Below are 26,394 nucleotides of genomic sequence, written 5' to 3' on the forward strand. Positions count from 1 at the left end.
ACATGCGGGCGCAGACGCCATGAGTTTCGGCAAACGCACGTTGCCGCGGTTCGAATAAAACTGTGATCGAGGTCCCAGCATCTTCGCCGCCACTAGAACGCGGGCAGCAAACCGCGCGACGTGCAGGAAACGGGTTGTGCAGACCTTCCCTAACAAATCAAGGAAAGGCCAAAGCCCCTAGAGCACTGACAAAAAGCGCCGCGAAGGCAAAAACAAAAACCAAACCTTTACCGCTGCGGCGCCCGATAAGGCGTCCACGCCCCCACATCTACATCCCAATCATCAAGTTCAGACGGTGTCATAACATGCTCCTTCGTAAAGAGTGCAAACAACCCACCGCGATGAAAATTTCTTTTGGAAACCGAATCATCGCGGCGCATTCGCCTTACTGCCCGTTGGCGACGCGCGTAACGTCGCCACCAGTCCCTTCCTGCAATGCAATGCGCGCAGCCTGCGTCTGACCAATCAGACCTTTATTCGGGTACGACGTACGATTCAACGCAGGCAACGAACCATCGCGATACGCCGCGACCAGCTCAGCGTTAACTTCAGCACGCGTTTTGCCGACGGTAGTCGGCGCGGGCAACGTTTGGTAAGTGCCCGCATGCCCAATGCCCCCACCGTTGCTTTGAGCAAACACCGGTGCGCTGGCAAGCAGCGAAAGAGCCAGACCTGCTAAGAGATTGCGCTTCATGATTCACTCCTGTCGATTCGTTTGCAGCACGAGAGGCGCTGCGACAGGGTGAAATGTAGACTTCGACGTGATGCGGATAAATCGCACTTTCGCGAAATGAATTGTCGCGAATCTAGAACAATCGCGACGGCGTACGCGTTATCCGGTTACTGCAGGGCAACCGCGGCATTAGAGCCGCGGTTGAAATTCACTTTTCCATAATCTGTACTTCAACTCGCACGAATCAGGCAACCCACTCCGTTATCACCGGCGTGTCGAGTATCGGAGCAGATTCGCGTTCTTCGAAAGTACGCTTCGTGCACATCGCGTCGAGACTGCCGCGTCCGCTGAGCAACGGGCAGCGGTCGAACAGCTCGGCAATCCAGTCTACGAAAACACGGACTTTAGGCGACAGATGCCGACTGTGCGGATAGACTGCGGAAATCGGCATCGGCAAAGGCTTCAGCTCCGGCAGCACTTCAACCAGCTGACCCGATCGCAGATGCGGCAGCACCATGAAGAGCGCCGGCTGAAACAGGCCGAAGCCTTCCAGACCGCACGTTACGTAAGCATCGGCGTCGTTCACCGACACAATGCTCTTCATTTTCACTTCGACTTCTTTGCCATCAACCATGAAGGCCCAATCGATCGTGCGCCCCGTGCGGCTCGAAAAATAATTGACTGCTTTGTGATTTTCGAGGTCTTCGAGCGAAGTCGGCATGCCCGCTCGCTCGATGTAGCTGGGGGCCGCGCATGTCACGCCCTCGAACAAACCGATACGGCGCGCCACCAGCGAGGAATCCTGTAGCGCGCCCACCCGCACCACGCAATCCACGCCTTCCTGCAACAGATCGACGGGCCGGTCCGTCAATCCGAGCTGCAGGTCGATGTCCGGGTAACGCGTGTGGAATTCACACAGCGAAGGGATCACCAGCAAACGCCCGATCGATCCCGGCATGTCGATGCGCAGCTTACCGTGCGGCTTTTTATTGCCGCTCTGGAAGCTGGCCTCGGTCTCTTCGACGTCCGCGAGGATGCGCACGCAGCGTTCGTAATACGCCGCGCCGTCCGGCGTCAGCGACAAACGCCGCGTGGTCCGGTGCATCAGCCGCGTGCCGAGGAACGCTTCGAGGTTCTGAATGATGGTGGTAACTGATGCGCGTGGCAGGTCGAGCGTTTCCGCCGCGCGGGTAAAGCTGTTGGTGTCGACGACGCGCGTGAACACTTGCATGGCCTGAAGCCGGTCCATTGCAAACCTCCTAAAAGGGGCGGGCGCACTGAGCAGGAATCGAGTCCGCAGAGCAATCGCGTTCGATTGTTCAGGGGCGCCGAATTGTGTTGCCGGATTATAGGCATTTATTTACGAGTCTGCCGAACCCACAATTCGCACCATTGAAGTTCTATGCGCATTGCGCGGCTCGACATGGATGCATTTAAACCGCCGTACTCGTTTGTGCCCGCCGGCAGCGGCCCGGCACAGGCTGACAGCACGGCTCTCGACGTCACTGACGTGCAGATCGAAGGGCACGCACAGGACATTACGTTGCGTTTGTACCGCCAGGCACAGAAAACCGCACTGCCGGTACTGCTTTATTTCCACGGTGGCGGTTTTACCAAGGGCTCGATCGATCAGGCGGACTTCGCCGCCCGTTATTTCGCAGAACACTTACCGGCTCTGGTCGTTTCGGTCGGTTATTCGCTGGCGCCGCAGTTTCCGTTTCCGGCGGCGCCTGAAGACGCACATCGCGCGGCACTGTGGGTGCAGACACGAGCACGCGCGTTTGGCGGGAATAGCAAGAAGGTCGGCGTGGCGGGCCACGATGCCGGCGGGCAGTTGGCCAACTGCCTCGCTTTCATCGCGCGTGATCGCGGCGACGTGCGGATTGCGGCGCAAGCGCTGTTCGGACCGATGCTCGATCCAAGCCTGACGCGCCTCGGCGACGAAAAGCGCCTCGGCTCAGATATCACCGCGAAGGAATGCGCGGCGTGTTATCGCGCGTATCTGCCGCAAGCGTCGCAGCGCATGCATCCGTATGCCGCGCCGCTCGAATCGTCGCGCCTCGCGGGCCTGCCGGCCACGCTGATCGCGACGGCGCAAAACGACGTGCTGCATGTGGAAGCGGAGAAATACGCGAGCGGTCTGATCGACGCGGGTGTGCTGACCCAGGTGGTCCGCTATCCCAGCGTCTCGCACGCCGCGTTGGCCGACCATCCGCCCGCCTTGCAGGAAGCGGTGCGATTTTTTCAGTGGCGCTTCGATGCGCGCGCCCATCGCTGAGACACCAATAAGCAAAACTTTAATCAACGATACCGGGAGCTTCTCATGACTATCCTTCCTCTTTCCCGTCGCCGTGTGGCGATTGCCGTGCTAGCCGTCATCGTGGTGGCCGGGCTGGGCACGTTCGGCGCGATCCGCGTCGACGCGAGCTCGCCTGCTGCGCCGACCATCGTGCCGGAAGTCGATGTGGCCACCGTGGTGCAAAAGACCATCACCGACTGGCAAAGCTATTCCGGCCGCCTCGAAGCGGTCGAAAAAGTGGACGTCCGTTCGCAAGTGCCGGGCACGATCGTGTCCGTCAACTTCAAGGACGGCGCCCTCGTGAAGAAGGGCGACACGCTGTTCGTGATCGATCCGCGTCCGTACGCGGCTGAAGTCGATCGTACCGAAGCACAGGTCGCGGCGGCGCAAGCGCGTACGGGCTATACGCAAAGCGACTGGGAGCGCGCGCAACGCCTGATCGCCGACAACGCGATCGCCAAGCGCGACTACGACGAGAAGCAGAACGCCGCGCGCGAAGCGAGCGCCAACCTGAAGGCCGCGCAAGCCGCCGTCGAAACCGCGCGTATCAATCTCGGCTACACGAAGATCGTCGCGCCGGTGTCGGGCCGCGTCTCGCGCGCGGAAATCACGGTGGGCAACGTGGTGTCGGCGGGCGCAAGCTCGGCGCCGTTGACCACGCTGGTGTCGGTTTCGCCGATCTACGCATCGTTCGACGTTGACGAACAGACCTACCTGCAGTACCTGAGCCGCGCAAAGGATGGCAGCAAGGTGCCGGTGGACCTCGGGCTGGCGGATGAAAGCGGCTACTCGCGCAGCGGCACGATCGAATCCGTCGACAACCGGCTGGATACGTCGTCCGGCACGATCCGGGTGCGTGCGCGCTTCGATAACCAGGACGGTGCATTGATCCCTGGTCTCTATGCGCGCGTGAAGGTCGGCGGCAGCGAGCCGCATCCGGCACTGCTGATCGACGACGCCGCAGTGGGCACCGATCAGGACAAGAAGTTCGTGCTGGTGGTCGACCAGAGCAACCACGTCGTGTACCGGGAAATCGCAGTGGGCGGCATGCAGGGCAACCTGCGCGTCGTCAAGGGCGGTTTGCAGGCAACCGACCGGATCGTCGTGAACGGTGTCCAGCGGGTGCGTCCGGGCGATGCAGTGCGCGCTCACATGGTGCCGATGACCACCGATCAGGATCCGAACAGCGCGCCGCTTGCGCAGACGCGGGCAAAAGCAGCGGACAAGAATTCGTGAGCCCCGTGCGCCGCGCTTGCCCAGTCATGTTGACTGGCCGTAGCGGGCGCATGCTCCAACGTTAAGAGCTTCCCATGAACATATCCAAATTCTTCATCGATCGACCGATCTTTGCCGGTGTGTTATCGGTATTGATCCTGCTGGGGGGCATCATTTCGCTCTTCAAGCTGCCGATTTCGGAGTACCCGGAAGTCGTGCCGCCTTCGGTGGTGGTGCACGCGCAATATCCGGGCGCCAATCCGAAAGTGATCGCGGAGGCCGTTGCGGCGCCGCTTGAAGAGCAGATCAACGGCGTCGAGAACATGCTGTACATGCAGTCGCAAGCCAATAGCGACGGCAATCTCACGCTGACGGTGACCTTCAAGCTCGGCACCAATCCGGACCTGGCGACGCAACTTGTGCAGAATCGCGTCAACCAGGCGCTGCCGCGCCTGCCGGAAGACGTGCAACGGCTTGGCATCACGACCATCAAGAGCTCGCCGACGCTGACGATGGTGGTCCACCTGATCTCGCCGAACAATCGCTACGACATGACGTACCTGCGCAACTACGCGTTGCTCAACGTCAAGGACCGCTTGGCGCGGATTCAGGGCGTCGGCGAAGTGCAGTTGTGGGGTTCGGGCGACTACGCGATGCGCGTCTGGCTCGATCCGCAGAAAGTCGCACAGCGTGGTTTGACCGCGACCGAAGTGGTCAACGCGATCCGCGAGCAGAACATTCAGGTGGCAGCCGGTGTGATCGGCGCATCGCCTTCGGTGCCGGGCACGCAACTGCAGTTGTCGGTGAATGCGCGTGGCCGTTTGAAGACTGAGGGCGAATTCGGCGACATCATCGTCAAAACCGCGCCGGATGGCGGCGTGACGTATCTGCGTGATATCGCACGTGTCGAACTCGCGGCGTCGGAATACGGCCTGCGTTCGCTGCTCGACAACAAGCCTGCTGTGGCGCTCGCTATCAACCAGGCGCCGGGTGCGAACTCGCTCGCGATTTCCGACCAGGTCCGTTCCGCAATGAAGGAGCTGGCGGAAGACATGCCGGCAGGCGTCGAATACAAGATCGTCTATGACCCGACGCAGTTCGTGCGCTCGAGTATCGAGGCGGTGATTCACACGCTGCTCGAAGCGATCGCGCTGGTGGTGATCGTGGTGATCGTGTTCCTGCAGACGTGGCGGGCGTCGATCATTCCGTTGATTGCGGTACCGGTGTCGATCGTGGGTACGTTCTCGCTGCTGCTGGCGTTCGGCTTCTCGATCAATGCGTTGTCGTTGTTCGGGATGGTGCTGGCCATCGGGATCGTGGTGGACGATGCGATCGTGGTGGTGGAGAACGTCGAGCGGAACATCGAAAGCGGGCTCAGTGCGCGCGATGCGACTTATAAGGCCATGCAGGAAGTGAGCGGGCCGATTATCGCCATCGCGCTGACGCTGGTTGCCGTGTTCGTGCCGCTTGCTTTCATGACCGGCCTGACGGGCCAGTTCTACAAGCAGTTCGCGATGACCATCGCGATCTCGACGGTGATCTCGGCGTTCAACTCGCTGACTTTGTCGCCGGCTTTGTCCGCGATGCTGTTGCGTGGCCACGGCGCCAAGGAGGACTTCCTGACGCGTGTGATGAACCGCGTGCTGGGTCGCTTCTTCAAGGGCTTCAACAAGGTGTTCCATCGCGGCTCGACGGAGTACGGCCGTGGCGTGAGAGGCGTGCTGGGCCGTAAAGGTGCGATGCTCGCGGTCTACGCGATCCTGCTGGGCGCAACGGTGCTGATCTCGCGCGTCGTGCCGGGCGGTTTCGTGCCGGCGCAGGACAAGGAATACCTGATTGCGTTTGCGCAACTGCCGAACGGCGCATCGCTGGATCGCACGGAAAAGGTGATCCGCGACATGAGCGCGGTTGCCTTGAAGCAGCCGGGCGTGGAAAGCGCGGTGGCGTTCCCGGGCCTGTCGGTGAACGGCTTCACCAATAGTTCGAGCGCGGGCATCGTGTTCGTCACGTTGAAGCCTTTCAAGGAACGTGGCGACAAGAAACTCTCGGCCGGTGCGATTGCCGGTGCGTTGAACCACCAGTACGGCGCGATCAAGGATTCGTTCGTCGCGGTGTTCCCGCCACCACCTGTGCTTGGTTTGGGTACGCTGGGCGGTTTCAAGATGCAGTTGGAGGATCACGGCGCGGTGGGTTACGCGGAACTGAACAAGGCAGCGGAGGCATTCGTGAAGAAGGCAGCGCAAACGCCTGAACTCGGACCGACGTTCTCGAGCTATCAGATCAACGTGCCGCAATTGAACGTCGACCTGGATCGCGTGAAAGCCAAGCAACTCGGCGTGCCGGTCACGGACGTGTTCAACACGATGCAGATCTATCTGGGCTCGCTGTATGTGAACGACTTCAACCGCTTCGGCCGTGTGTATCAGGTGCGGGTGCAGGCTGACGCGCCGTTCCGTCAACGTGCTGACGACATCCTGCAATTGAAGACGCGCAATGCTGCCGGTGACATGGTGCCGTTGTCGTCGCTGGTGACGGTGACGCCGACGTATGGTCCGGAAATGGTGGTGCGCTACAACGGCTATACAGCTGCCGATATCAACGGTGGTCCGGCGCCGGGCTTCTCGTCGGGCCAGGCGCAAGCCGCGGCCGAACGCGTGGCAGCGGAAACCTTGCCGCACGGCGTGAAGCTCGAATGGACCGACCTGACGTATCAGCAGATCATCGCCGGCAATGCGGGCCTGTGGGTGTTCCCGATCAGCGTGCTGCTCGTGTTCCTCGTGCTGGCCGCGTTGTATGAAAGCCTGACGCTGCCGCTCGCCGTGATCCTGATCGTGCCGATGAGCGTGCTGTCCGCGCTAACCGGTGTGTGGCTCACCGGTGGCGACAACAACATCTTCACGCAGATCGGTTTGATGGTGCTGGTGGGGCTGTCGGCGAAGAACGCGATTCTGATCGTCGAGTTCGCTCGCGAACTCGAACATGACGGGCGTACACCGCTGGCTGCAGCAATCGAGGCGAGCCGCTTGCGTCTGCGTCCGATTCTGATGACGTCGATCGCTTTCATCATGGGCGTGGTGCCGCTGGTGCTCTCGAGCGGAGCGGGTTCGGAGATGCGTCATGCGATGGGTATCGCGGTGTTCTTCGGCATGCTCGGCGTGACGCTGTTCGGCCTGATGCTGACCCCTGTGTTCTATGTGGTGCTGCGTACGCTGGCGGGCGGGACGATTCACGTCGCGCAGAAAGACGCGCCGCACCTTGGTGCGCCGGTAACGGACGCCTGAGGAGAAAATAATAATGAAGCGTTTTGAATCTTTAAGCGGATGGGGCAGAGCGGCTGCCAGCGGTTTGCTGCTGGCGTTGCTCGCGGCTTGCTCCGTGGAGCCCACGTATAAGCGGCCAGATGTGGATACGCCGGCTGCGTTCAAGGAAACGCCGACTGCTGCATCGGCTGCGTCCGGTGCTTCGGCTGCATCGGCTACGTCCGCCGCATCGCCGCAGGACACGGGCACCTGGAAGCAGGCTCAGCCCGCCGACGACGCGCATCGCGGCGAATGGTGGGCGATTTTCGGCGACCCGCAGTTGAACGCGCTGGAAGAACAGGCGGCTGCAGCGAATCAGGACTTGAAGGCGGCTGCGGCACGCGTGCAACAGGCGCGTGCGGTGACGCAGGCGGCGAAGTCGGACTGGTTCCCGAAGTTCGACGCGGGCTTCGGCCCGACGCGTGAACGGGCATCGGCGGCCTCGCAGTTTCAGCCGGATAGCGCGGGCGGGACGAACGGCACGATCTGGCGTGCGCAGGTTGGCGCATCGTATGAAACCGATCTGTTCGGGCGAGTCGGTTCGAACGTGAATGCCTCGCGTGCGGACGAGCAGCAAAGTGAAGCATTGTTCCGGTCGGTACAGTTGTCGTTGCAAGCCGACGTTGCGCAGAACTACTTCCAGTTGCGCGAGCTCGACACGGATCAGGATCTGTACCGCCGTACCGTGGCGTTGCGCGAGGACACGCTGAAGCTGGTCGAGCGCCGTTTCAGGGAAGGCGATATCGGTGAGCTGGATGTTTCGCGTTCTCGCAACGAACTGGCGAGTGCGCGTGCCGATGCAGTGGGCGTGGCGCGTCAGCGCGCGGCCTCCGAGCACAGTCTGGCGATTCTGCTCGGCAAGCCGCCGGCCGATTTCTCGTTCGCGGAGGCACCGCTCGTGCCGGTGACGGTGCGCGTGCCGCCAGGTTTGCCTTCGGCGCTGCTCGAACGTCGGCCGGACATTTCGGCGGCGGAGCGGGCGATGATGGCGGCGAATGCGCGGGTCGGTCTGGCGAAGTCGGCGTTCTTCCCGAAGCTCGATATCACGGGTGCGGCTGGTTTTGAATCGGCGACGCTGGGCGATCTGTTCAAGTGGTCGAGCCGCGCGTTTATTCTCGGGCCATTCGCCGGTACCGCGCTAACGTTGCCTTTGTTCGACGGTGGCCGCCGCAAGGCAAACCTCGCGCAAGCTCGCTCGAAGTACGACGAAGATGTCGCGCAGTATCGTCAACAGGTGCTGGTGGCGTTCCGTGAGGCCGAGGACAACCTGGCCGATCTGCGTTTGCTCGACGATCAGATGCGCGAGCAGAACGATGCGGTCGTGGCCTCGCAACGCGCGGCGCATCTGTCGCGCACGCAGTACACGGAAGGCGCGGTCAGCTATCTGGATGTGATCGACGGCGAGCGGCAGGTGCTGACATCGCAACTACAGGCGAGCCATCTGTCGGGCACGCAGGCGGTGGCGACGGTTAACCTGATTCGCGCGCTGGGTGGCGGCTGGGGTGATGTGAAGCCTGCGGGCGACGAGACGGTGGGGGCGGTTGCGCCGGCTTCGGGTCCGATTGCTACTTCTGCTTCTGCGTCGGCGGAGCAGGTGGCGAAGCGCTAAGGTCTGTTTTTAGTTTGTTGGCTGGTGAAGAACGCCGGGTTGCGCTAAAGCGTGGCCCGGCGTTTTTTCTTTGGTGACGTGTTGCGCCAGCTCCATGGGGCGAGCCCCAAATCATTTTTCCCGCTTTCCTTCCGAAAATCCGTTCGTAGACCACCGGTTTCCCGCCGTCTATGATGATTCGCACCTCATCTGGAGAGAGGCGATGACCTGTCCGACCTGCCGCTGTCCGCGCTGACCCGCTCACGCGTTCTATCGCTGCCGCACGCCGGTTAAACCGCGCGCTGCAGATTTCTGTTGTCCGACCGATTCCGGCACGCCTGCCCGCATGTCGTGGAATCGGCTCGCCTCGAAACACACCACGCCCCTATCCTAACGAGTTCACCATGCGCATTTCTCTGACCACTGCACGGCGTTTTTTCAAGGCGCGGACGCTGACGTTCCTCGGCGCGTTCGGCCTCGCGCTGGCGTTGTCCGCTTCGCCCGCGTTCGCGGCAGACACGCCCACGCTGAAAATCGGCATCGCCACCAGCCCGCAAATCGAGGCGCTCAAAGTCGCCGCGCGCGAAGCGAAGGAGCAAGGGCTTGACGTGAAGATCATCGAGTTTACCGACTGGAATACGCCGAACGCGGCGCTCGCCAACAAGGATATCGACGTCAACTATTTCCAGCACATCCCGTTTCTCGAGAACGCAAAGAAGCAGGGTGGTTATAACTTCGTCGCAATCGCCCCGGGCACGATCATGAAGATCGGCCTGTATTCGAAAAAGATCAAACGCTTCGATGAATTGAAAGACGGCGCCACCGTTGCCATCGCTAACGATCCGGTCAACGGCGGTCGTGGTCTGTTGTTGCTGCAACGCGCCGGTCTCATCAAACTGACGCCGGGCATCGATTATCGCGCCACGACGCTAGACATCATCGACAACCCGAAGCACCTGAAGATCGTTCAGCTCGAAGCCTCGCAATTGGCCCGTTCGCTCGACGACGTCGATCTCGCGCAAGGCTACCCGAGCTTCATCAAGCTCGCGGGCACTACCGATCCGAACAGCGCATTGTTGTTCGACGGCCTGGAAAACAAGAACTACGCGATCCAGTGGGTCGTGCGTCCGGAAAGCGCAAATGATCCGCGTATCCGCAAGTTCATCTCGATCTATCAGCATTCGCCCGCTGTGCGCGCTGCGCTCGACAAAGCCTTCGGCAGCCTCTACGCCGTCGCCTGGTAAGGCACGCCGCTAGCAACGTTGCAACCAGCAAGGAGCCGCACGATGGCGAAGAAAAAGATCCTGCTGAACGCGTTCAACATGAATGCGGTCGGTCACATCAATCATGGTTTGTGGACGCATCCGCGCGACCGTTCGGCGCACTACACCGACCTCGACTACTGGACGAGCCTCGCGCAAACGCTCGAGCGCGGCAAGTTCGACGGGATCTTTCTCGCGGATATCGTCGGCGTATACGACGTTTATCAGGGCGGTCCGGAAACCTCGTTGCGTGAATCGGTGCAGATTCCGATCAACGATCCATCGCTGATTGTGCCCGCGATGGCACACGTGACGAAGCATATCGGCTTCGGCGTCACGTCGAATCTGACTTACGAGCCGCCGTACCTGTTCGCGCGCCGCATGTCGACGCTGGATCATTTGACTAAGGGTCGGGTGGGCTGGAACATCGTGACGGGCTATCTGGACAGTGCCGCGCGCGGCATGGGTCTCGCACAACAGATCAGCCACGACGACCGTTACGACCGCGCGGACGATTACATGGACGTGGTCTACAAGCTATGGGAGCATAGCTGGGAGGACGACGCGGTAGTGCGCGATCGCGAGGCACGCATCTTCTCGCACCCTGACAAGGTGCATCGCGTGAAACACGACGGTCCGTACTATTCGATCGACGCCATTCATTTGAGCGAGCCATCGCCGCAACGCACGCCGGTGCTGTATCAGGCGGGTTCGTCGAGCCGGGGCGTCGATTTCGCGGCGCGTCACGCGGAATGCGTGTTTGTCGGTGGCCAGAACAAGCAGCTCACGCGTTCCATTGTCGACGACATTCGTGCACGGGCGGTCAGCTTCGGCCGCGCGCCGGACGATATCAAGATCTTTGCCGGCATCACCGTTGTAGTCGGCGAAACAGAACGCGCCGCGCAGGAGAAATTCGAAGAGTACCGGCGTTATGCGAGCGCCGAGGGCGGTATCGCGCATTTCTCCAGTTCGACCGGCATCGACTTCTCGCAGTACGAACTGGATGAACCGATTTCGTATGTGAAGACCGAATCGATGCAATCTGCCGTTGAAGCGATTTCGAAGAAGAGCGTGAGCGGCGTATGGACCAAACGCAAGGTGCTCGAACAGATGACGCTCGGCGGCCGCGCAAAGCCCGTAGTCGGGTCGCCGCAGCAGATCGCGGACGAGCTGGTGTCGTGGATTGAAGAGGCCGGCGTCGACGGATTCAATCTGACGCGCACCGTCATGCCCGAATCGTTCGAAGACTTCGTCGATCTGGTGGTGCCGGAATTGCAGAATCGCGGCGTTTACAAGGAAGATTACGACTCGGCGCCGACGTTGCGCGAAAAGCTATTTGGCGGTGGGCGAGCGCGATTGCCTGAGGTGCATGCCGGCGCGCAGCATCGCCGTCGCGCGCAAACCGGCGCGCGATCCACCGTGGACGCCTGAGAGGAACGAAGCCATGGCTCATCTTTTCGACGTGCCGCAATTCATTGAAGACGCACCGTCCGTCGCCTTGAATCTTGATGCGGCCGATGCCGCGCAAGAAGTCGTCGTATTCGACGACGTGGGCAAGGTGTTCGCCAACACGCGCGGTGTGTCGACTGCGGCGCTGGCGAACGTCACGCTGAAGGTGGCGCGCGGTGAAGTGTTCGGCATCATCGGGCGAAGCGGCGCAGGTAAATCGACCCTGCTGCGGCTCGTCAATGGTCTGGAAAAGCCGAGTTCCGGCGCCGTGCGCGTGAATGACGTGAGTGTCGGCGAGCTCGACGAACGCGGGCTGGTCACGCTGCGGCGGCGTATCGGCATGGTGTTCCAGCATTTCAATTTGCTCTCCGCTAAAACGGTGCACGAAAACATTGCGTTGCCGTTAAAAATCGCTGGTGCGGCTAAAGCGGCGATCGACAAAAAGGTCGACGCCTTGCTCGAACTAGTCGGCCTATCGACCAAGCGCGACGCCTATCCGGCGAGTTTGTCCGGCGGTCAGAAACAGCGAGTCGGGATCGCGCGCGCCCTTGTGACCGCCCCGGACATTCTGCTTTGCGACGAAGCAACGTCCGCGCTCGATCCTGAAACGACGCAAGCCATTCTCGCGTTGCTGCGCGATATCAATCAGCGCCTCAACCTGACCATCGTGCTGATTACACACGAGATGCAGGTCATTCGCGAGGTCTGCGATACGGTGGCCGTGATCGAGCGTGGTGAAGTGGTGGAGACGGGTCCGGTGTGGCGCGTATTCGGCGACCCGCAGCACGATGCGACGCGCGCGTTGCTGCGGACCCTGGTGCATGATCTGCCTGCGGATCTCGCCGCGCGCGTCAAACCGTTGCACGAGATCGCGCACGCGGATGCGCAGATTCTGCTCGACGTGCGCTTCACCGGCAGCGATGCACGTGAGCCTGACCTGGGTGGGTTGACGTCTGCATTGAGCATTGAAGGTGGCCGCGTGAGTTTCGTGCATGGCGGCATCGACCGGATTCAGGGGCATGCGCAAGGGCGTCTGGTGGTGTCGGCAGAAGTGCGCGCGAACGCGGACGGCACGGTGCAAACGCAGATCGCGACGCTGCTCGAACGTGCGCGGCACTATGCCAATCATGTCGAGGTGCTGGGCTATGTCTGATCTCTGGCTCTCGGAACTCGCCGATGCCATTCGCGACACCATCGTCATGGTCGGCGTATCTGCCTTCGTCGCGGCGCTGGTCGGCATTCCGCTCGCGCTGGTGCTGGTCACCACAACGCGCGGCGGCATCTTTGAAAAGTGTGTGGTGAACAGCACGCTCGGCGCGCTCGTCAATGCGTTCCGCTCCACGCCTTTCATCATTTTGCTGGTCGCGCTGTTGCCGCTCACACGTTTGCTGATCGGCACGACAATCGGTGTATGGGCTGCCATCGTGCCGCTCAGTATCGCGGCGATTCCTTTTTTTGCGCGCGTGGCCGAAGTGAGCTTGCGCGAAGTGGACCGCGGTTTGATCGAAGCCGCGCAGGCAATGGGCGCGCAGCGCCGGCATATCATCTGGCATGTGCTGCTGCCTGAAGCGCTGCCGGGCATTCTCGGCGGTTTCACGATCACCGTGGTGGCGATGATCGGTTCCTCGGCCATGGCGGGCGCGGTGGGCGCCGGTGGTCTCGGCGATCTGGCGATCCGCTACGGCTATCAGCGTTTCGATACTACCGTGATGGTGACGGTGATCGTGTTGCTGATCGTGATCGTGACGGCGGTGCAGTTCGTCGGCGATCGTTTCGTGCGACGGCTTGCGCAACGCGCATGATCGTCGCCTTTCGACCGCTATTTGCATAACGAATACGCGCTTGCGGCCCACGTTTTCAGCGGCGACGTCACCGTCTATCATGCTATTTACGACGCTGGGCGCAGCGAGACTCCGGCTCACCCGATCGAATGCAAACCGGCCGCGCGGATAAGCAGCGTGTCGCTCGCCAAACTTCTTCACGTGGACATTGCATGAACGAACCTCGACATCCCGAGGCACTGCAACCGCTGCAAACCGGCGCTGCGCCTGTGGTGCGCAATCTTACCGGCTTGCTCGACGCGTTGCGTGCCAGCGCGGCTCAGCGCGATCGCGACGGCGGCCACGCCGCGCGGGAAAAACAATGGATTGCCGACGCGGGACTGCTCACGCTCGCCGTACCGCGTGAATTCGGCGGTTCCGGCACGCGCTGGCCCGAGATCTACGAGACGATCCGCCAGATCGCGCGAGTCGACAGTGCGCTCGCGCATCTGCTTGGCTTCACGTGCCTGCAGGTGGTCAGCGTCAATGTATGGGGCAACCCGGAACAACGTGCCCGCTATCTGGGCGGCACCGTGGAAGAGCGCTGGTGGTGGGGTAATGCGGTCAATCCGCTCGACACGCGACTCGTTGCAAGCGCAACCAGCGACGGTGGCTATCTTTTAGATGGGCAGAAAGGATTTTGTTCGGGCACGCGCGGCTCGCACATGATGACGGTTTCCGGGCACGATCCGGTTACCGGCAAAGCGGTGTTCGCGGTGGTGCCGACCACGCGTGAAGGCATTACCGTTCACGAAGACTGGAATCCGATCGGTCAGCGGCAAACCGATAGCGGCAGCGTCTCCTTTGTGCAAGTCAAGGTTGAACCGCACGAGGTGCTGGAGCGGGCCGACACCTCATACGCGAGCCTGCGCACGCTGATTTCGCAGCAGGTGCTGATCAATCTGTTCGTCGGCATCGCGCAGGGCGCGCTCGAAGAAGCACGCGCGTACGTCACACAGTACGGCAAACCGTGGATATCCTCGGGCGTCGAAAAAGCCACCGACGATCCCTACCTGATCCAGCGCTTCGGTGAGATGCGTCTGCAGGCGGTGAGCGCGGAAGCGCTGGCTGTGCGTGCCGCCTACGCGCTCGAGGACGCATGGCAACAAGGCCCGTCTCTGGACGCCGAAACCCGTGCGCAGGTGGCGCTCGCCACCTCGGAGGCGAAAATCGTCGCGCACCGCGCCGCGCTCGACGTCAGCGAAAAACTGTTCGATGCCTGCGGCGCGCGTGCCACACACGCGCCGCTCGCGCTCGACCGATTCTGGCGCAACGCTCGCGTGCATACGCTGCACGATCCACTCGACTATCGCGTACGCGACGTCGGCCGTTATGCGTTAAGCGGGACATTGCCGGAAGTTTCTTTGTACACTTGAGGCGGTTCGCGGCAGCCTGCATGAGGCGTCGCGGTTTATCCCCTTCAAGAGACCACTGGCTTGCAGTTCAAATTACCGACCACCGCAACGGCGCCGTTTTGCCCATCCGAGGTGCAAGGCACGGTCGCCGTTACGCAAGGCGCGCCGTTCTGGAAAAAAATCCTGCAATTCGCGGGGCCTGGCCTGCTGATTTCGATCGGCTACATGGACCCCGGCAACTGGGCCACCGATATCGAAGCGGGCTCGCGTTACGGCTACAGCCTGCTGTTCGTCGTCATGTTGTCGAGTCTTGCGGCGATGGCGCTGCAATGTCTGAGCATGCGCCTCGGCATCGCCACCGGGCGGGACCTCGCGGAATTGTCTCGGCTGCGTTACTCACCAGGTGTCGCGCGCTTTCAGTGGCTGCTTGCCGAACTGTCGATCGTGGCCTGCGATCTGGCCGAAGTGCTCGGCGGCGCGCTGGCTTTCCATCTGCTCTTCAAATGTTCGCTGACCACCGGCGTGTTGCTGACCGCGTTCGATACGCTGATCGTGCTTGGCCTGAAGGGCAAGAATTTCCGCGACCTTGAAGCGATCATGCTCGGGTTGATCGCGACGATCGGCGTCGGCTACATCATCGAGTTGGCACTGGTGAAGCCGCATTGGCCGTCCGTCGCGCAAGGACTGATTCCTTCGTGGCAGGCACTCGGCAGCCGCGAGCCGATGTATCTGGCGATCGGCATTCTCGGGGCGACTGTGATGCCGCACAACCTCTATCTGCATTCGTCGATCGTGCAGACCCGCGCGGTTAAACGCGATTCGGCCAGCATCCGGTCGGCGATCGGCATGTCGCGCATCGATACGATCGTCTCGCTGATAATTGCGCTGCTGATCAACATGGCGATCCTGATTCTCGCGGCCGCCGCGTTCCACGCGACCGGCCACAATCAGGTCACCGAAATCGAAGACGCGTACAAACTGCTGGCGCCGATCGTCGGCACCGGTTTCGCAGCGGTGCTGTTCGCGATCACGCTGCTGGCGTCGGGGCAAAGTTCGACCTTCACCGGCACGGTGGCCGGGCAGGTCATCATGGAAGGCTTCCTGAAGCTGAAAATTCCGTGCTGGCAACGGCGCTTCATTACGCGGGCGCTCGCCTTGATTCCGGCGCTGATCGGCGTGCAGATGATGGGCAACGGCGCAGTCGGCAAGCTGCTGGTCGCAAGCCAGGTCGTGTTGAGCCTGCAACTGCCGTTCGCGCTCTATCCGCTGATTCGCATGACCAACGATCGTTCGCTGATGGGCGAATTTGCCAACAGACTTCCGACGCGGTTTCTCGCCTGGTCGCTGTTCGTGGTGATCAGCGCGGCGAACCTGTGGCTGGTGGTGCAGACGGTGGGACTGGTGGACTAATACGGCAGCGGGAGGTAGCGGGGTAGCGCCTGGCGTCGGGTGTTAGATGTGAGGTGTCCCGTGTCCGGGCGAGAACCACATAAAAAAAGTCCGCGGGATGGCGGACTTTTTCCAAGGTGCTTCGGTTCGAATCAGGCTGGACCGGCCCTCATCGATTCCACTTAACTCAGGCGGCTTGTGCAATCTGCGCTGCTTCGAGCGCTTCCTGACGAGCGGCGGCGGCCTTTTTGGTCTTGCCGGCGCGCGATGGCGGCTGGCAGGCGCCACACACCACGTTGTGCTGCAGATCGTGCTTGTGCGCGACGAACTTGCCGGTGCAACGGCAGCATTTGGTCAACTGCAGGATGTCGGCGTCGAAGAAACGCACCAGCGTCCATGCCCGCGTGAGATCCAGCACCGGTTCGGAGTCGCTGTGCTGGCAATGTTCCAGATACAGCCGATACCCCTTGGTCAGCGCATCCAGGTGCGAGCAACGCGCTTCGTTCTTCAGGAACAGGTACGTGTTGTAGAACAACGACGCGTGGATGTTCGCCAGCCACGTCATGTACCAGTCCGCCGAGAAAGGCAGCATACCCTTGGGCGGCGACACACCTTTGACCTCGCGGTACAGGCGGATCATGCGGTCGCGCGAAAGCGTCAACTCGCTTTCGAGTACCTGCATGCGCGCGCCGAGTTCAATCAGCGCGATGGCACGGAATACTTCTTGTGCGTCTTCCGTCAGGCTACGCTTGAGCATCGCGGTCACCTCGATTAAGCAAATTGCTCAGCAGGCTGGCCTGCAAGCAGGATCGCCGCATGAGTCGGTGCAACTGCCGCATGCTTCGTCGTTTGCGTCAACGCCGACAACATCGAGTGGTCGTTGAAGCGGAAGAAGCACAAAAGCTGATCGGAAGCGGCCAGCTTGACGATCTGCGCGAGCGACAGCCCGGCAAGCAAATCAGCTAGTTCCGACGACAGTCCCAGTCGGAACATGCCGACCGGTTTGTCCTCACGCAACATACGTTGCGCGAGCATGATGTAAGACAAGTTGATCTCGCGGATTGAATCCAGCGTCTCGCTGCTACGGTCCATTTTCTGTGTTTCCGAAGCCCCGAATTACTATGTCGGCTTTTTTTTTTGCCGTTATGTCTTTTGTGCCTCACCGGAAACGTTGTCCTCCGGCTACATGTCACTACCTGATACAGCTCGCGACTTTTTGATACATAGCGTTACATTTCGTAACAGCTTGGGACGAATTGTATGAAGGGCAAAACAAGAAATCAATCCCTTCTCAAAAAAATATCTCAAAAAGATACATCAAATTTCGGTAAGTCTTTCACAGTCCTGTAATAGACGATGCTTAGCAGGTTTTTTGTTGCCTTGGAATTTTGTCTGATCCATGAAAACCCTTGTGTGGTGGGCCTTAGCGTTGTTCATCTGAGCAATGGCGTGTACCCAGTCGAGAACCGAAAAATCAGGACTGAATCAGAAAGGAAATAGAAAGCGAGCTCAATTGAAAGTAATAAATACCGCTCATTGGCGCTGCTGTGGGGACAAATCAGATGTGTAACAGGTTGGTGCAGCCCTAGTTACAAACGGGGCGCATTTGTAACTTCTAGCAACCGTTTGCGCGGATCCGTTCGACTTCGAGGCCGAACGCCGGGCGCAGGCGGGTGGCGAGTCGTTGCCGGCGTAAGCGGCGACCAGTCACAGCCAACCGTGCAAGCTGCCTGACATGATGCCGCTGAAATAGGCGCCGATGTTACAACCGTAGGCCAGACGGGCTCCGTAGCCCAGCATCAGGCCGCCGACTACTGCCGCGACCAGCGAGCGGACCGGGCGCCCCGGGAGCAGGATTGGCGCCCAATAGCTGTTACATGAAGCGCGCCATCAGATCGGCATCGTGAAACACCCCGCCGACGTTCAAGGCGTCGACCTCGCAACCATATTTGCGAAAGCCAAGCGACTCATAGAGTTTGCGCGCCGCCTCGTTGCGGCTACTCACCATCAACTGGATTTGCCGTAGACCTTCTACCTGTGCCGCTCGCGCCAGCAACTCATTAAGCAAGGCGCGCCCGACTCCGCGACCCGCAGCTTCCGGCGCGACATACATACCGACGACGGAAGCCTTGTGCCGTTCCTTGTCGCTCTGGTTACGCAGCAATCCGACCACGCCGATTAAGGGGGCATTGGCCGATTCATAAGCACCGAGCAAAAAGTCGCCTTCGGCTGCGCGCGTGCCCTGCAACATCGCGTCGTGCCGCGCCGCACCCTTGGCCACCGCTTCCTCGTAGCTTTGCCCGAACGACTCCGGATGCGCCTTCAGTCCGCGCAGGCGAAGCTCAAAGTAGGCGTCGCGGTCGGCCGGACCGAGTTGGCGGACCAATAGGGCGCTGTTGATCAAGTGTGTCTCTCCGTGTGGTTTGAATGGTGCTGCAAGCGGGAACAACTCTGCTTTCGATGCTGCTCTTCGGGTTTCTGCGGTTCAGCGGTGCTGCTATGGCTTCACGGCTTCAGTTTTTTGGCCTTCGGCACGTTGGCTCGCGGCAAACTCGCGCAACGCCGCCGCGGTTTCCTGATCGGCGGGAAAGAACGCTTCAATAGCAAGCTCCGATAGTGTGACATCTACCGGTGTGCCGAATACCGTGGTCGTGCTGAAGAACGACAGCACGCCGATCGGTGTGCGCAAACGCAACGGCACGGCGATCTGACTACCCGCGGTGTCGTCGTGGTCGGCCGCTTCCGCGCCGGGCGGAGCGGGGTATGCAGCGAGTTCGTCGCGCAGTGCGCTCAACGTGTCGTCGCCGCTCACGTCGATCTGGCGCTGGAGTCGGGACAGCGCGTGCGCGCGCCAGGCATGCCAGTTGACGATCGACGCTGCGATGCCCTCCGGATGCAAGCTCAGTCTCATCGCATTGACCGGCGGTTTCAGAAGCGCCGGGCTTGCGCCTGCAAGCAGCGGCGCAAGCGCATTGTTCGCGGCAATGATGGTCCAGTGACGGTCGATCGCGAGAGCCGGATACGGCTCGTGACCTTTGAGCACCAACTCAACTGCCTCGCGTGCGGCGGCTAACTGCGGGTCCGTCAAAGGGCGTTCGCGGAACAGCGGTGCATAACCCGCCGCAATCAGCAGCGCATTGCGCGCGCGCAGTGGCACGTCGAGCCGCTCGGCGAGGTGCATGACCATTTCCCGGCTGGGCACCGCGCGGCCCGATTCGACGAAGCTCAGATGCCGCGTTGAAATATCGGCTTCAGCGGCGAGCAGCAACTGGCTCATTCTTCGCCGCTGCCGCCATTCGCGCAGCAGATCGCCGACCGTGCGGCTTGCCGTCGACCTGTTCGACGGGATGGTTTGTGCAAGAGAGAGTGTGTTCATGTTGCCGATGATAGCCAAAGCGCGTTAGCGATCCATTACCTGACAGGTAATGGAATACCCGGGAATGCCCAGGAATGCCCGGCAATACCCTGGAATATCCGAGAGAGCGTAGGAGCACCTACGAATATGCAGCGCATTCAGGGCGTTACCCCAAGCGACAACACGCCAGGCGCGAATCAGGCGGGCGCCACGCCTTCCGGCACGGCGTTGAGTTTGACGCCCAGCGCGCGCAGCAGTTTGAACACCGTGTCCATGCGCGGTTTGGAGCCGGGCGCGAGTGTTTTATAGAGGCTTTCGCGCCCGAGTCCAGCGTCCGCCGCGACCTTCGCAATGCCGCGTGCTTTTGCGATGTCGGCGATCGCGGCGAGGAGGAGGTCGGCGTCGCCTTCTTCCAGCGCTGCGTTGAGATACTCGGCGATCATCTCTTCGCTATCGAGGTAATGCGATGCGTCGAACCGTGCGGTTTTGACTTTGCTCATGACAGTTCCTTTCTGATCTCTGCCCACATTGATTTGGCATGCCTGATGTCGGCTGGCTGCGTGGATTTATCGCCACCGCAGAGCAGCAGAAACACCATGCGCCCTTCGCGCGCGAAGTAGACCCGATAGCCGGGCCCGCAATCGATGCGCATCTCGGACACACCGTCTTCCAGCAGCTTGACGTCGCCGAAATGACCTCGCTCAGCACGCCGGACCCGCACCAGGATTTTGGCTCTCGCCCTCAAGTCTGAGAGGCCGGCAAGCCAGTGGTCGAATTCCTCGGTGCGCTTGACCGTGTACACAGGCGGTGAACCGATTTGTTGATGAGTGTATCCTGTTGGATACGGTCTTGCAAGTGTGAAAACCATATTAAAAAAGCGGCTTGTGTCCGCGCCCATTCAGTTCGTCACATGCCGCGAGTCGACACTGCGCGGCCCCCAAACCGCCATGAGGTTAGCGGCTGACGCAGCCGGTGACGATTCGGCCGAATGGCCAATCCGGTGGGCAAAAAAGCGCGGTTCTTCACGCTGGTGCATCCCGATGCTTACCTCCCACGTAATCGACGCGCTGCGCTCGAGCCGTCAATCTTCACTCCGAGCCCGCCGCATACACCGTGTCTGCCGAGCGTAGTGCTCAGTCATGCCAATCAAGGAGTCTGAGATGAATGCGCATACCGATCTGATCGACCGTTACTTCGACGCATGGAATGAAACCGATGCAGTGCGCCGCCGCGAACTGATCGCCGCGACATGGACTGCCGATGCCGACTATCGCGATCCGCTGCTGGCAGGCGCGGGCCATGACGGCATCGACGCGATGATCCGTGCGGTGCATGAACGCTTCCCGCATCACACGTTTCGCCGCACGACGGAAGTCGACGGTTTCGCCAACCGCCTGCGTTTTTCGTGGGCACTCACCACGCCGGCCGGTGAGGCGATCGTCAAGGGATCCGACTTCGGCGTGCTCGACACGCACGGTCGCCTGCAGGCGGTGACCGGTTTCCTCGACCAGGTCCCTGCCGCTACCTGACCACATGCAGTTTTTTCACGGAGACGATCATGCATGAGTCCGTTGCCGCCACGGCTCCCGGTACTGTCCTCACGGTCGCGCGCCTGTCGGGCGTTGTCGACGCGCTCTCCAGTGCGATCGCCGGCTTCGCTCTGCTGGCCGGCGCGCGCGCGTTCACCTTCACTGCGTTGCTGGCCTGGCGCGAGCCGGTGCTGGGTGGCGCGGGTCTCGTGCTGCTCGCCTTGGTCGGATGGTTGCGGTGGCGGTGTCGCGGAATGCCGCTCGCCGCATCGTGTAGAAAGGCGGATTGACGGTGAGTCGCCGGCAACGGACCGTGCGCCACGGTCTTGCTACAATCGATCGCGACGCGCCACAAGGGCAGCCACAAGGGCAATCCGCTCGAACCCGGGTAGCTGGCCGCCAATCGAACCTCAAGGAGACACCGTGCTGAAGAATCTGGACCCGCTGCTGAATGCCGATGTGCTGCATGCGCTACGCTCGATGGGGCATGGCGACGAACTGGTGGTTTGCGACGCCAACTTTCCGGGCGCGTCCGTCGCGCAGGAGACGGTGTTGGGCAAGCTACTGCGCCTCGATGGCGTGAACGCACCGCGTGCCATTCGCGCGATTCTGTCGGTGATGCCGCTGGATACATTCATCGAGCGCCCTGCGTCGCGGATGGAAGTGGTCGGCGAGCCGAATACGATTCCAGCCGTTCAGCGCGAAGTGCAGATCGAAATCAACGCGGCGGAAGGGCGCGAGGTGCCATTTGCTTCGGTCGAACGTTTCGCTTTCTATGAGCGGGCGCGCAAGGCCTATTGCGTGATCGCTACCGGCGAAGAGCGCGGTTACGGCTGCTTCGTCTTTACGAAGGGTGTTTTGCTCGCGCCGGATGCGCCGCAGCAATAGCACTTCACGACGGCGACGACACCCATCTTATCCCCGCGCTTAGGCGCGGCGGCGATACAGTCCGTGGCGTGCACGATCGGGCACGTGCTGGGCGCTGGGACACCTTTTTCCTTCCCTTGAGACGGCGCGGATTACGCTGTTCGTGCCGGCCCACGCTTGGAAAAGGCGGGCAGCGCACCTATTCTCAGGTGCAAAGTGGGGAACTGCGGCCGTCTGGCCGGGTCTGCTGCTTATTCATTTACAGGAGCCCCTCATGACGCGTCCCGTCGATTCCGGCGTCATCCTCATCGCGCGTGTTGCCCTTGCCGTGCTGTTTTTATGGGGCGGTGTGATGAAACTGCTGGGCTATGCGGGTTTTGTCGGCTATCTGAATTCGAAGGGTGTGCCGCTCGTCCAGGTCGCCGCACCGATTGCAACAGCGGTCGAGGCGCTCGGTGGCCTGCTGCTGATCGTCGGCTTCAAGATCCGGCCGCTCGCGCTCGTCCTGGCCGTCTATACCGTGGCGGCCGCGGTGCTGGGCCACGATTTCTGGAATGTTACCGATCCCGCTTTGCAACGCGATATGGTGATTCACTTCTGGAAAAACATCGGTATCGCTGGTGGTTTCCTGCTGCTGTTCGTGACCGGAGCGGGCCGAATCAGTATCGACGGCGCGCGCTCGCCACGCGGCGGGCTGAATCTCTGATCACGCAATTGAGGTAGTCTGTGCAGGTCGCTTTTGATTGTGGCTGTAATCAAGGGAGCAAATAATGATTCAAAGTTTTGAGCAAACCATTGGCGGCAAGGTCACGCAGTTGTGCGCAAGTCTCGGCGAAGGGCCTACGCCGCATCGCGTCATCATCAGCCTTGCCGATTCGGCGAAAACATTGGTGGTTCTGGATGCATCCGGTCTTATTGGCACGATCAAGGCCGAAATCGAACAGCCGGAAAAATTGATCGCCGACGCGATCACCAAGGCGCAAAACGAAGGGCTGATCGAGCGCGCGATCGACACGGGCGTGATTCAGGAAGCGCCGCTGTAAGTCACGCGGCGGCAGTGCGCGTTGTAGCGCGCCTGCTGGCGCCGTATAAGCGCGGAAAGAAGACTCCTGCGGTGTGTAAGCATCGCGGGGGTCATTTTTTTGCGCTTCCGGTGAAGCGGCGAGACGCTAAGTGCGACTCGCCAGTTTGCGGGTTTGCCGATTCATCGATTTGCCAATTCGCCGGCTCGCGCCGGGCAAAGCGATGAGACACTCAACGCGGTTCACCAACTTGCCCAGGACCAGTCTTGTAGGGTTTCGAGGCCGACGCGTGCGGCTCCGGATGCACGAGGCAACCCATTACTCCACCGAGCACCAGTAGACCGACCGAGATGGCCGTCGCGGCCTGCATCCCCGAAACGATCTGCGTGGCAGCCGCACCGCTCGCCAACGCGCCAAAAGCGGCTACACCCACTGCGCCACCTGCTTGCCGGGCCGTATTCAGCACAGCGGACGCAGTGCCCGCGCGCTTCGCTTCGACGGAGGCCAGCACGGCGGTCGTCATCGCCGGAACCGCGAGGCCCATCCCCGAGGGAATCAGCAGGAACGGCAGCAGCAAACCGACGAGCGGCGTAGACGCATCGACGAAATGCAGCAGGCCGTAGCCGAGCCCCGCAGTGATTGCGCCGGCGATCATCGGCACACGTACGCCAAAGCGTCCGACGACCCAGCCGCTTGCCACGTTCGAGAGCAGAAAACCGCCCGTCAACGGCAGGAACGCGAGGCCCGCCTGCAGCGGGGTATAGCCGCGTACGCGCTGCAAATACAGGCTTAACACGAACACCATGCCGTAGTACGTCAGATTCACGCAGATGCCGAACAGCACCGCGGCATTGAAGGTCCGCTTGCTGAATAGCGAGAGCGGCAGCATGGGTGCCGCGACGCGCGATTCCACTGCGATAAAAGCGCCGGTCGCGATGAGCGCGAGTATGAACCCGCCGGCTACCAGAGGATGGCTTAGCCCGAGCGGCCGCAGTTCGATCACAGCGGCGACGAAGGCGGTGAGCGCGACGATCGCAAGTGTCTGACCGCTCAGATCGATACCGCGTGTGATTGCTTCGGTTTTATCCGATGCCGATGCTGTACCTTTAGTCGCAGCAGCAGCCGCATTCCAAGCTCCAGCCCCAGTGCCTGTCCTCATCGCCGTCTCACGCCCAGTCGTGGCCGGAGCGGGAACCGCAGTCGCGGCCGCTCGTTGCGCGCTTTTCTGTGCGGATTCAGGGCGAGGCACCCAGAACCAGGTCGCCAGCAAACCGGCTACGCAAATCGGCAGATTGACGAGAAAGATACTGCGCCAGCCGAATGCCGCGATCAGCACGCCACCGACCACCGGTCCGGCCGCGATCGAAATCGCGCCCGCGGCGGTCCACAGTCCGACTGCGCGCGCACGGAGCTTCGGATCGCGGCCGTATGACTGATTGAGCAGCGCCAGCGAGTTCGGCAGCATGGCGGCCGCACCGATGCCCTGCACAGCGCGCGCCACGACCAGCATGGTGGCATCGAGCGCCAATCCGCAGGCGAGCGACGCGAGTGCAAAGAGCACGATGCCGGCCGCGTACATGCGCCGTGTGCCGAGCCGGTCCCCGAGCGCGCCCGCCGAAAGCATCAGCACGGCGAACGCGAGTGTGTACGCATCGACGACCCATTGCAGGCCCGCGACATTCGCATGCAGGTCCGCACCGATCTTCGGCAACGCGATGTTGACGATGGTCACGTCGAGTTGCGTGACGACGAAGCCGACGCTGACGCTGACGGTCGCGAGAATGCGGCCGAGGGCGGGCGATGGGCGGGTATTGGAAGAGTTCATGAGACACATCGTAGGCTGATGCAGCGCACGATGTTTCGGTCCGACGTGAAGTGTCGATGTCACCGGAATTGCCGTAAAGGCGGGGCGTGGAGCCGATGCAAACAACGGCGCACCACGCGGTGCGCCGTTGCGAAACAGCTCGACTAGCGCACTTGTGGCGCGTCTTTGATAAACAGCGTCGTCAATGCCCCGACAATGCAGATCGCGCCGACATACAGCGGCGCGGCCATCGGGTTCGACTTCATCATCAGCGAAACGGCGATCGGCGTGAGGCCGCCGAACACTGCGTAGGCAACGTTATACGAGAACGAGATGCCCGAGAATCGCACGACCGGCGGGAACGCCTTCACCAGCACGAACGGAATCGCGCCGATCACACCGACGAACAGGCCGGCCACCGCATACAGCGGCACCAGCGCCGACGTATCGACGGCAAGCTGCTGGAACATCACGTAGTACGTCACAGCCAGCGCGAGGCCGCCGATGAAAATCGTGCGCCCCGCGCCGATGCGGCCGGCGATCGAACCCGCCATCACGCAGCCGATCGTCAGGCACAGCGTCGCCACGCAGTTCGCCAGCAACGCGGTGGCCGGCGCGATATGAAACTGCTTCTGCAGCAGCGTCGGCGTCATCAGAATCACCACGACGATCGCAGCGGACAGCATCCACGTGAGCAGCATCGACACGATCACGGCGCGTCCGTGGTCGCGCAGCACGGCCTTGAGCGGCACTTCCGCGGCTATCGCCTTGCGTTGCTTGAGCTCGGCGAACACCGGCGTCTCATGCAGCCAGCGGCGCAGATAAACCGAGAACATGCCGAACACGCCACCCACCAGGAACGGGATGCGCCATGCGTAGGCGGAGATTTCCGCCGGTGCGAAGTTGCGGTTCACCGCCGAGGCAATCAGCGAGCCGAGCAGGATGCCTGCCGTGAGGCCGGCTGTCAGTGTGCCGCACGCATAGCCGATGTGCCGCTGCGGCACGTGCTCGGAAACGAACACCCATGCGCCCGGCACTTCGCCGCCGACCGCCGCGCCTTGCATCACGCGGAACAGCAGCAGCAATACCGGCGCCATTACGCCGATGCTGGCGTAGGTGGGCAGCAGGCCCATCATCAGCGTCGGCACCGACATCAGCAGCACGCTCAGCGTGAACATGCGCTTGCGGCCGAACAGGTCGCCGAAGTGCGCCATGATGATGCCGCCGAGCGGCCGGGCCAGATAGCCCGCCGCGAAGATGCCGAAGGTCTGCACCTGACGCAGCCAGTCGGGCATCGCGGCGGGGAAGAACAACTGGCCGATCGCCGGCGCAAAGAATACGAAGATGATGAAGTCGTAAAACTCCAGCGCCCCGCCGAGCGCGGCGAGACCGAGCGTCTTGTAATCGCTTCGCCCAAGAGGGCGTGGGGTGACAGCCTGCGCTCCACCCAGATTTGTCGCTTGCATTG

At 61.5% G+C, this 26,394-nt stretch carries 25 protein-coding genes and 1 pseudogene; 15 read left to right on the plus strand and 11 right to left on the minus strand.

Features of this window, described 5'->3' with window-relative positions; translation table 11 throughout:
• Positions 1 to 385: 385 nt before the first annotated feature.
• Together P3T25_RS23845 and P3T25_RS23850 are read right to left on the minus strand one after the other, a co-directional pair.
• On the minus strand, positions 386 to 694 hold the full coding sequence (locus P3T25_RS23845) for a DUF4148 domain-containing protein (protein ID WP_154566783.1): 309 nt from the start codon (positions 692 to 694) through the stop codon (positions 386 to 388).
• Positions 695 to 917: 223 nt separating this feature from the next.
• On the minus strand, positions 918 to 1,922 hold the full coding sequence (locus P3T25_RS23850) for a LysR family transcriptional regulator (RefSeq protein ID WP_154566782.1): 1,005 nt from the start codon (positions 1,920 to 1,922) through the stop codon (positions 918 to 920).
• 174 nt (positions 1,923 to 2,096) lie between these two features.
• Between P3T25_RS23850 and P3T25_RS23855 the strand changes: the two genes are divergently transcribed.
• The 10 genes from P3T25_RS23855 (at position 2,097) to P3T25_RS23900 (ending at position 16,370) form a co-directional block, all read left to right on the plus strand.
• A complete protein-coding gene (locus tag P3T25_RS23855; protein WP_093634909.1) occupies positions 2,097 to 2,951 on the plus strand; it encodes an alpha/beta hydrolase in 855 nt (284 codons plus the stop codon).
• A gap of 45 nt (positions 2,952 to 2,996) precedes the next feature.
• On the plus strand, positions 2,997 to 4,208 hold the full coding sequence (locus P3T25_RS23860) for an efflux RND transporter periplasmic adaptor subunit (protein ID WP_154566781.1): 1,212 nt from the start codon (positions 2,997 to 2,999) through the stop codon (positions 4,206 to 4,208).
• Between the two features lie 74 nt (positions 4,209 to 4,282).
• Positions 4,283 to 7,468, plus strand: coding sequence for an efflux RND transporter permease subunit (locus P3T25_RS23865; RefSeq protein WP_429359077.1), 3,186 nt, complete (start codon positions 4,283 to 4,285; stop codon positions 7,466 to 7,468).
• Positions 7,469 to 7,481: 13 nt separating this feature from the next.
• On the plus strand, positions 7,482 to 9,095 hold the full coding sequence (locus tag P3T25_RS23870) for an efflux transporter outer membrane subunit (protein WP_429359078.1): 1,614 nt from the start codon (positions 7,482 to 7,484) through the stop codon (positions 9,093 to 9,095).
• A 383-nt stretch (positions 9,096 to 9,478) separates the two neighbouring features.
• Entirely contained in the window at positions 9,479 to 10,318 is an 840-nt protein-coding gene (locus P3T25_RS23875) for a MetQ/NlpA family ABC transporter substrate-binding protein (RefSeq protein ID WP_154566778.1), read from the plus strand.
• Positions 10,319 to 10,360: 42 nt separating this feature from the next.
• Complete coding sequence (locus P3T25_RS23880) at positions 10,361 to 11,767, plus strand: LLM class flavin-dependent oxidoreductase (protein WP_429359079.1); 1,407 nt, start codon at positions 10,361 to 10,363, stop codon at positions 11,765 to 11,767.
• Between the two features lie 13 nt (positions 11,768 to 11,780).
• On the plus strand, positions 11,781 to 12,938 hold the full coding sequence (locus tag P3T25_RS23885; protein ID WP_429359080.1) for a methionine ABC transporter ATP-binding protein: 1,158 nt from the start codon (positions 11,781 to 11,783) through the stop codon (positions 12,936 to 12,938).
• Positions 12,931 to 13,587 (plus strand): methionine ABC transporter permease, encoded by a 657-nt coding sequence (locus P3T25_RS23890; protein WP_429359081.1) that lies wholly within the window; start codon positions 12,931 to 12,933, stop codon positions 13,585 to 13,587. The genes P3T25_RS23885 and P3T25_RS23890 overlap by 8 nt, the downstream gene beginning before the upstream one ends.
• A 191-nt stretch (positions 13,588 to 13,778) precedes the next feature.
• Positions 13,779 to 14,981, plus strand: coding sequence for an acyl-CoA dehydrogenase family protein (locus tag P3T25_RS23895; RefSeq protein WP_429359082.1), 1,203 nt, complete (start codon positions 13,779 to 13,781; stop codon positions 14,979 to 14,981).
• Positions 14,982 to 15,041: 60 nt separating this feature from the next.
• Positions 15,042 to 16,370 carry an Nramp family divalent metal transporter gene (locus tag P3T25_RS23900; protein WP_429359083.1) on the plus strand — a complete coding sequence of 443 codons (1,329 nt, stop codon included), beginning with the start codon at positions 15,042 to 15,044 and terminating at the stop codon, positions 16,368 to 16,370.
• A 166-nt stretch (positions 16,371 to 16,536) separates the two neighbouring features.
• Here the strand turns inward: P3T25_RS23900 and flhC are convergent, their stop codons facing one another.
• From flhC to P3T25_RS23935, 7 genes and pseudogenes are all read right to left on the minus strand, one after another.
• On the minus strand, positions 16,537 to 17,106 hold the full coding sequence (gene flhC / locus P3T25_RS23905) for a flagellar transcriptional regulator FlhC (RefSeq protein ID WP_054039111.1): 570 nt from the start codon (positions 17,104 to 17,106) through the stop codon (positions 16,537 to 16,539).
• A gap of 14 nt (positions 17,107 to 17,120) precedes the next feature.
• Positions 17,121 to 17,441, minus strand: a complete 321-nt coding sequence (flhD, locus tag P3T25_RS23910) for a flagellar transcriptional regulator FlhD (RefSeq protein ID WP_028194930.1) — start codon at positions 17,439 to 17,441, stop codon at positions 17,121 to 17,123.
• Positions 17,442 to 17,964: 523 nt separating this feature from the next.
• Positions 17,965 to 18,188 (minus strand): annotated as a pseudogene (locus tag P3T25_RS23915) (YeeE/YedE thiosulfate transporter family protein); the annotation flags it as partial.
• A 34-nt stretch (positions 18,189 to 18,222) separates the two neighbouring features.
• Complete coding sequence (locus P3T25_RS23920) at positions 18,223 to 18,753, minus strand: GNAT family N-acetyltransferase (RefSeq protein WP_154566773.1); 531 nt, start codon at positions 18,751 to 18,753, stop codon at positions 18,223 to 18,225.
• 93 nt (positions 18,754 to 18,846) lie between these two features.
• Positions 18,847 to 19,725, minus strand: coding sequence for a helix-turn-helix domain-containing protein (locus P3T25_RS23925; protein WP_429359084.1), 879 nt, complete (start codon positions 19,723 to 19,725; stop codon positions 18,847 to 18,849).
• A 176-nt stretch (positions 19,726 to 19,901) separates the two neighbouring features.
• Positions 19,902 to 20,204, minus strand: a complete 303-nt coding sequence (locus P3T25_RS23930) for an addiction module antidote protein (RefSeq protein ID WP_054039070.1) — start codon at positions 20,202 to 20,204, stop codon at positions 19,902 to 19,904.
• On the minus strand, positions 20,201 to 20,572 hold the full coding sequence (locus P3T25_RS23935) for a type II toxin-antitoxin system RelE/ParE family toxin (RefSeq protein ID WP_429359141.1): 372 nt from the start codon (positions 20,570 to 20,572) through the stop codon (positions 20,201 to 20,203). The genes P3T25_RS23930 and P3T25_RS23935 overlap by 4 nt, the downstream gene beginning before the upstream one ends.
• A 292-nt stretch (positions 20,573 to 20,864) precedes the next feature.
• Between P3T25_RS23935 and P3T25_RS23940 the strand changes: the two genes are divergently transcribed.
• From P3T25_RS23940 to P3T25_RS23960, 5 genes are all read left to right on the plus strand, one after another.
• Complete coding sequence (locus P3T25_RS23940) at positions 20,865 to 21,233, plus strand: nuclear transport factor 2 family protein (protein ID WP_429359085.1); 369 nt, start codon at positions 20,865 to 20,867, stop codon at positions 21,231 to 21,233.
• A gap of 29 nt (positions 21,234 to 21,262) precedes the next feature.
• Positions 21,263 to 21,523 (plus strand): hypothetical protein, encoded by a 261-nt coding sequence (locus P3T25_RS23945; protein WP_429359086.1) that lies wholly within the window; start codon positions 21,263 to 21,265, stop codon positions 21,521 to 21,523.
• 133 nt (positions 21,524 to 21,656) lie between these two features.
• The gene (locus P3T25_RS23950; protein ID WP_168435985.1) at positions 21,657 to 22,121 is read left to right on the plus strand and encodes an RbsD/FucU family protein; all 465 of its coding nucleotides are present in this window, start codon (positions 21,657 to 21,659) and stop codon (positions 22,119 to 22,121) included.
• 253 nt (positions 22,122 to 22,374) lie between these two features.
• Positions 22,375 to 22,806 (plus strand): DoxX family protein, encoded by a 432-nt coding sequence (locus P3T25_RS23955; RefSeq protein WP_154566770.1) that lies wholly within the window; start codon positions 22,375 to 22,377, stop codon positions 22,804 to 22,806.
• 64 nt (positions 22,807 to 22,870) lie between these two features.
• Positions 22,871 to 23,143, plus strand: a complete 273-nt coding sequence (locus P3T25_RS23960; protein WP_154566769.1) for a hypothetical protein — start codon at positions 22,871 to 22,873, stop codon at positions 23,141 to 23,143.
• A 211-nt stretch (positions 23,144 to 23,354) separates the two neighbouring features.
• On the opposite strand, the gene P3T25_RS23965 is transcribed toward P3T25_RS23960, so the two are convergent.
• Positions 23,355 to 24,947, minus strand: coding sequence for an MFS transporter (locus P3T25_RS23965; protein ID WP_429359087.1), 1,593 nt, complete (start codon positions 24,945 to 24,947; stop codon positions 23,355 to 23,357).
• A 143-nt stretch (positions 24,948 to 25,090) separates the two neighbouring features.
• Positions 25,091 to 26,392: an MFS transporter gene (locus tag P3T25_RS23970; RefSeq protein WP_429359088.1), complete on the minus strand. Its 1,302-nt coding sequence runs from the start codon at positions 26,390 to 26,392 to the stop codon at positions 25,091 to 25,093.
• Positions 26,393 to 26,394: the final 2 nt, after the last annotated feature.

This window comes from Paraburkholderia sp. GAS32 (assembly GCF_050434225.1).
Lineage (GTDB): Bacteria > Pseudomonadota > Gammaproteobacteria > Burkholderiales > Burkholderiaceae > Paraburkholderia > Paraburkholderia madseniana.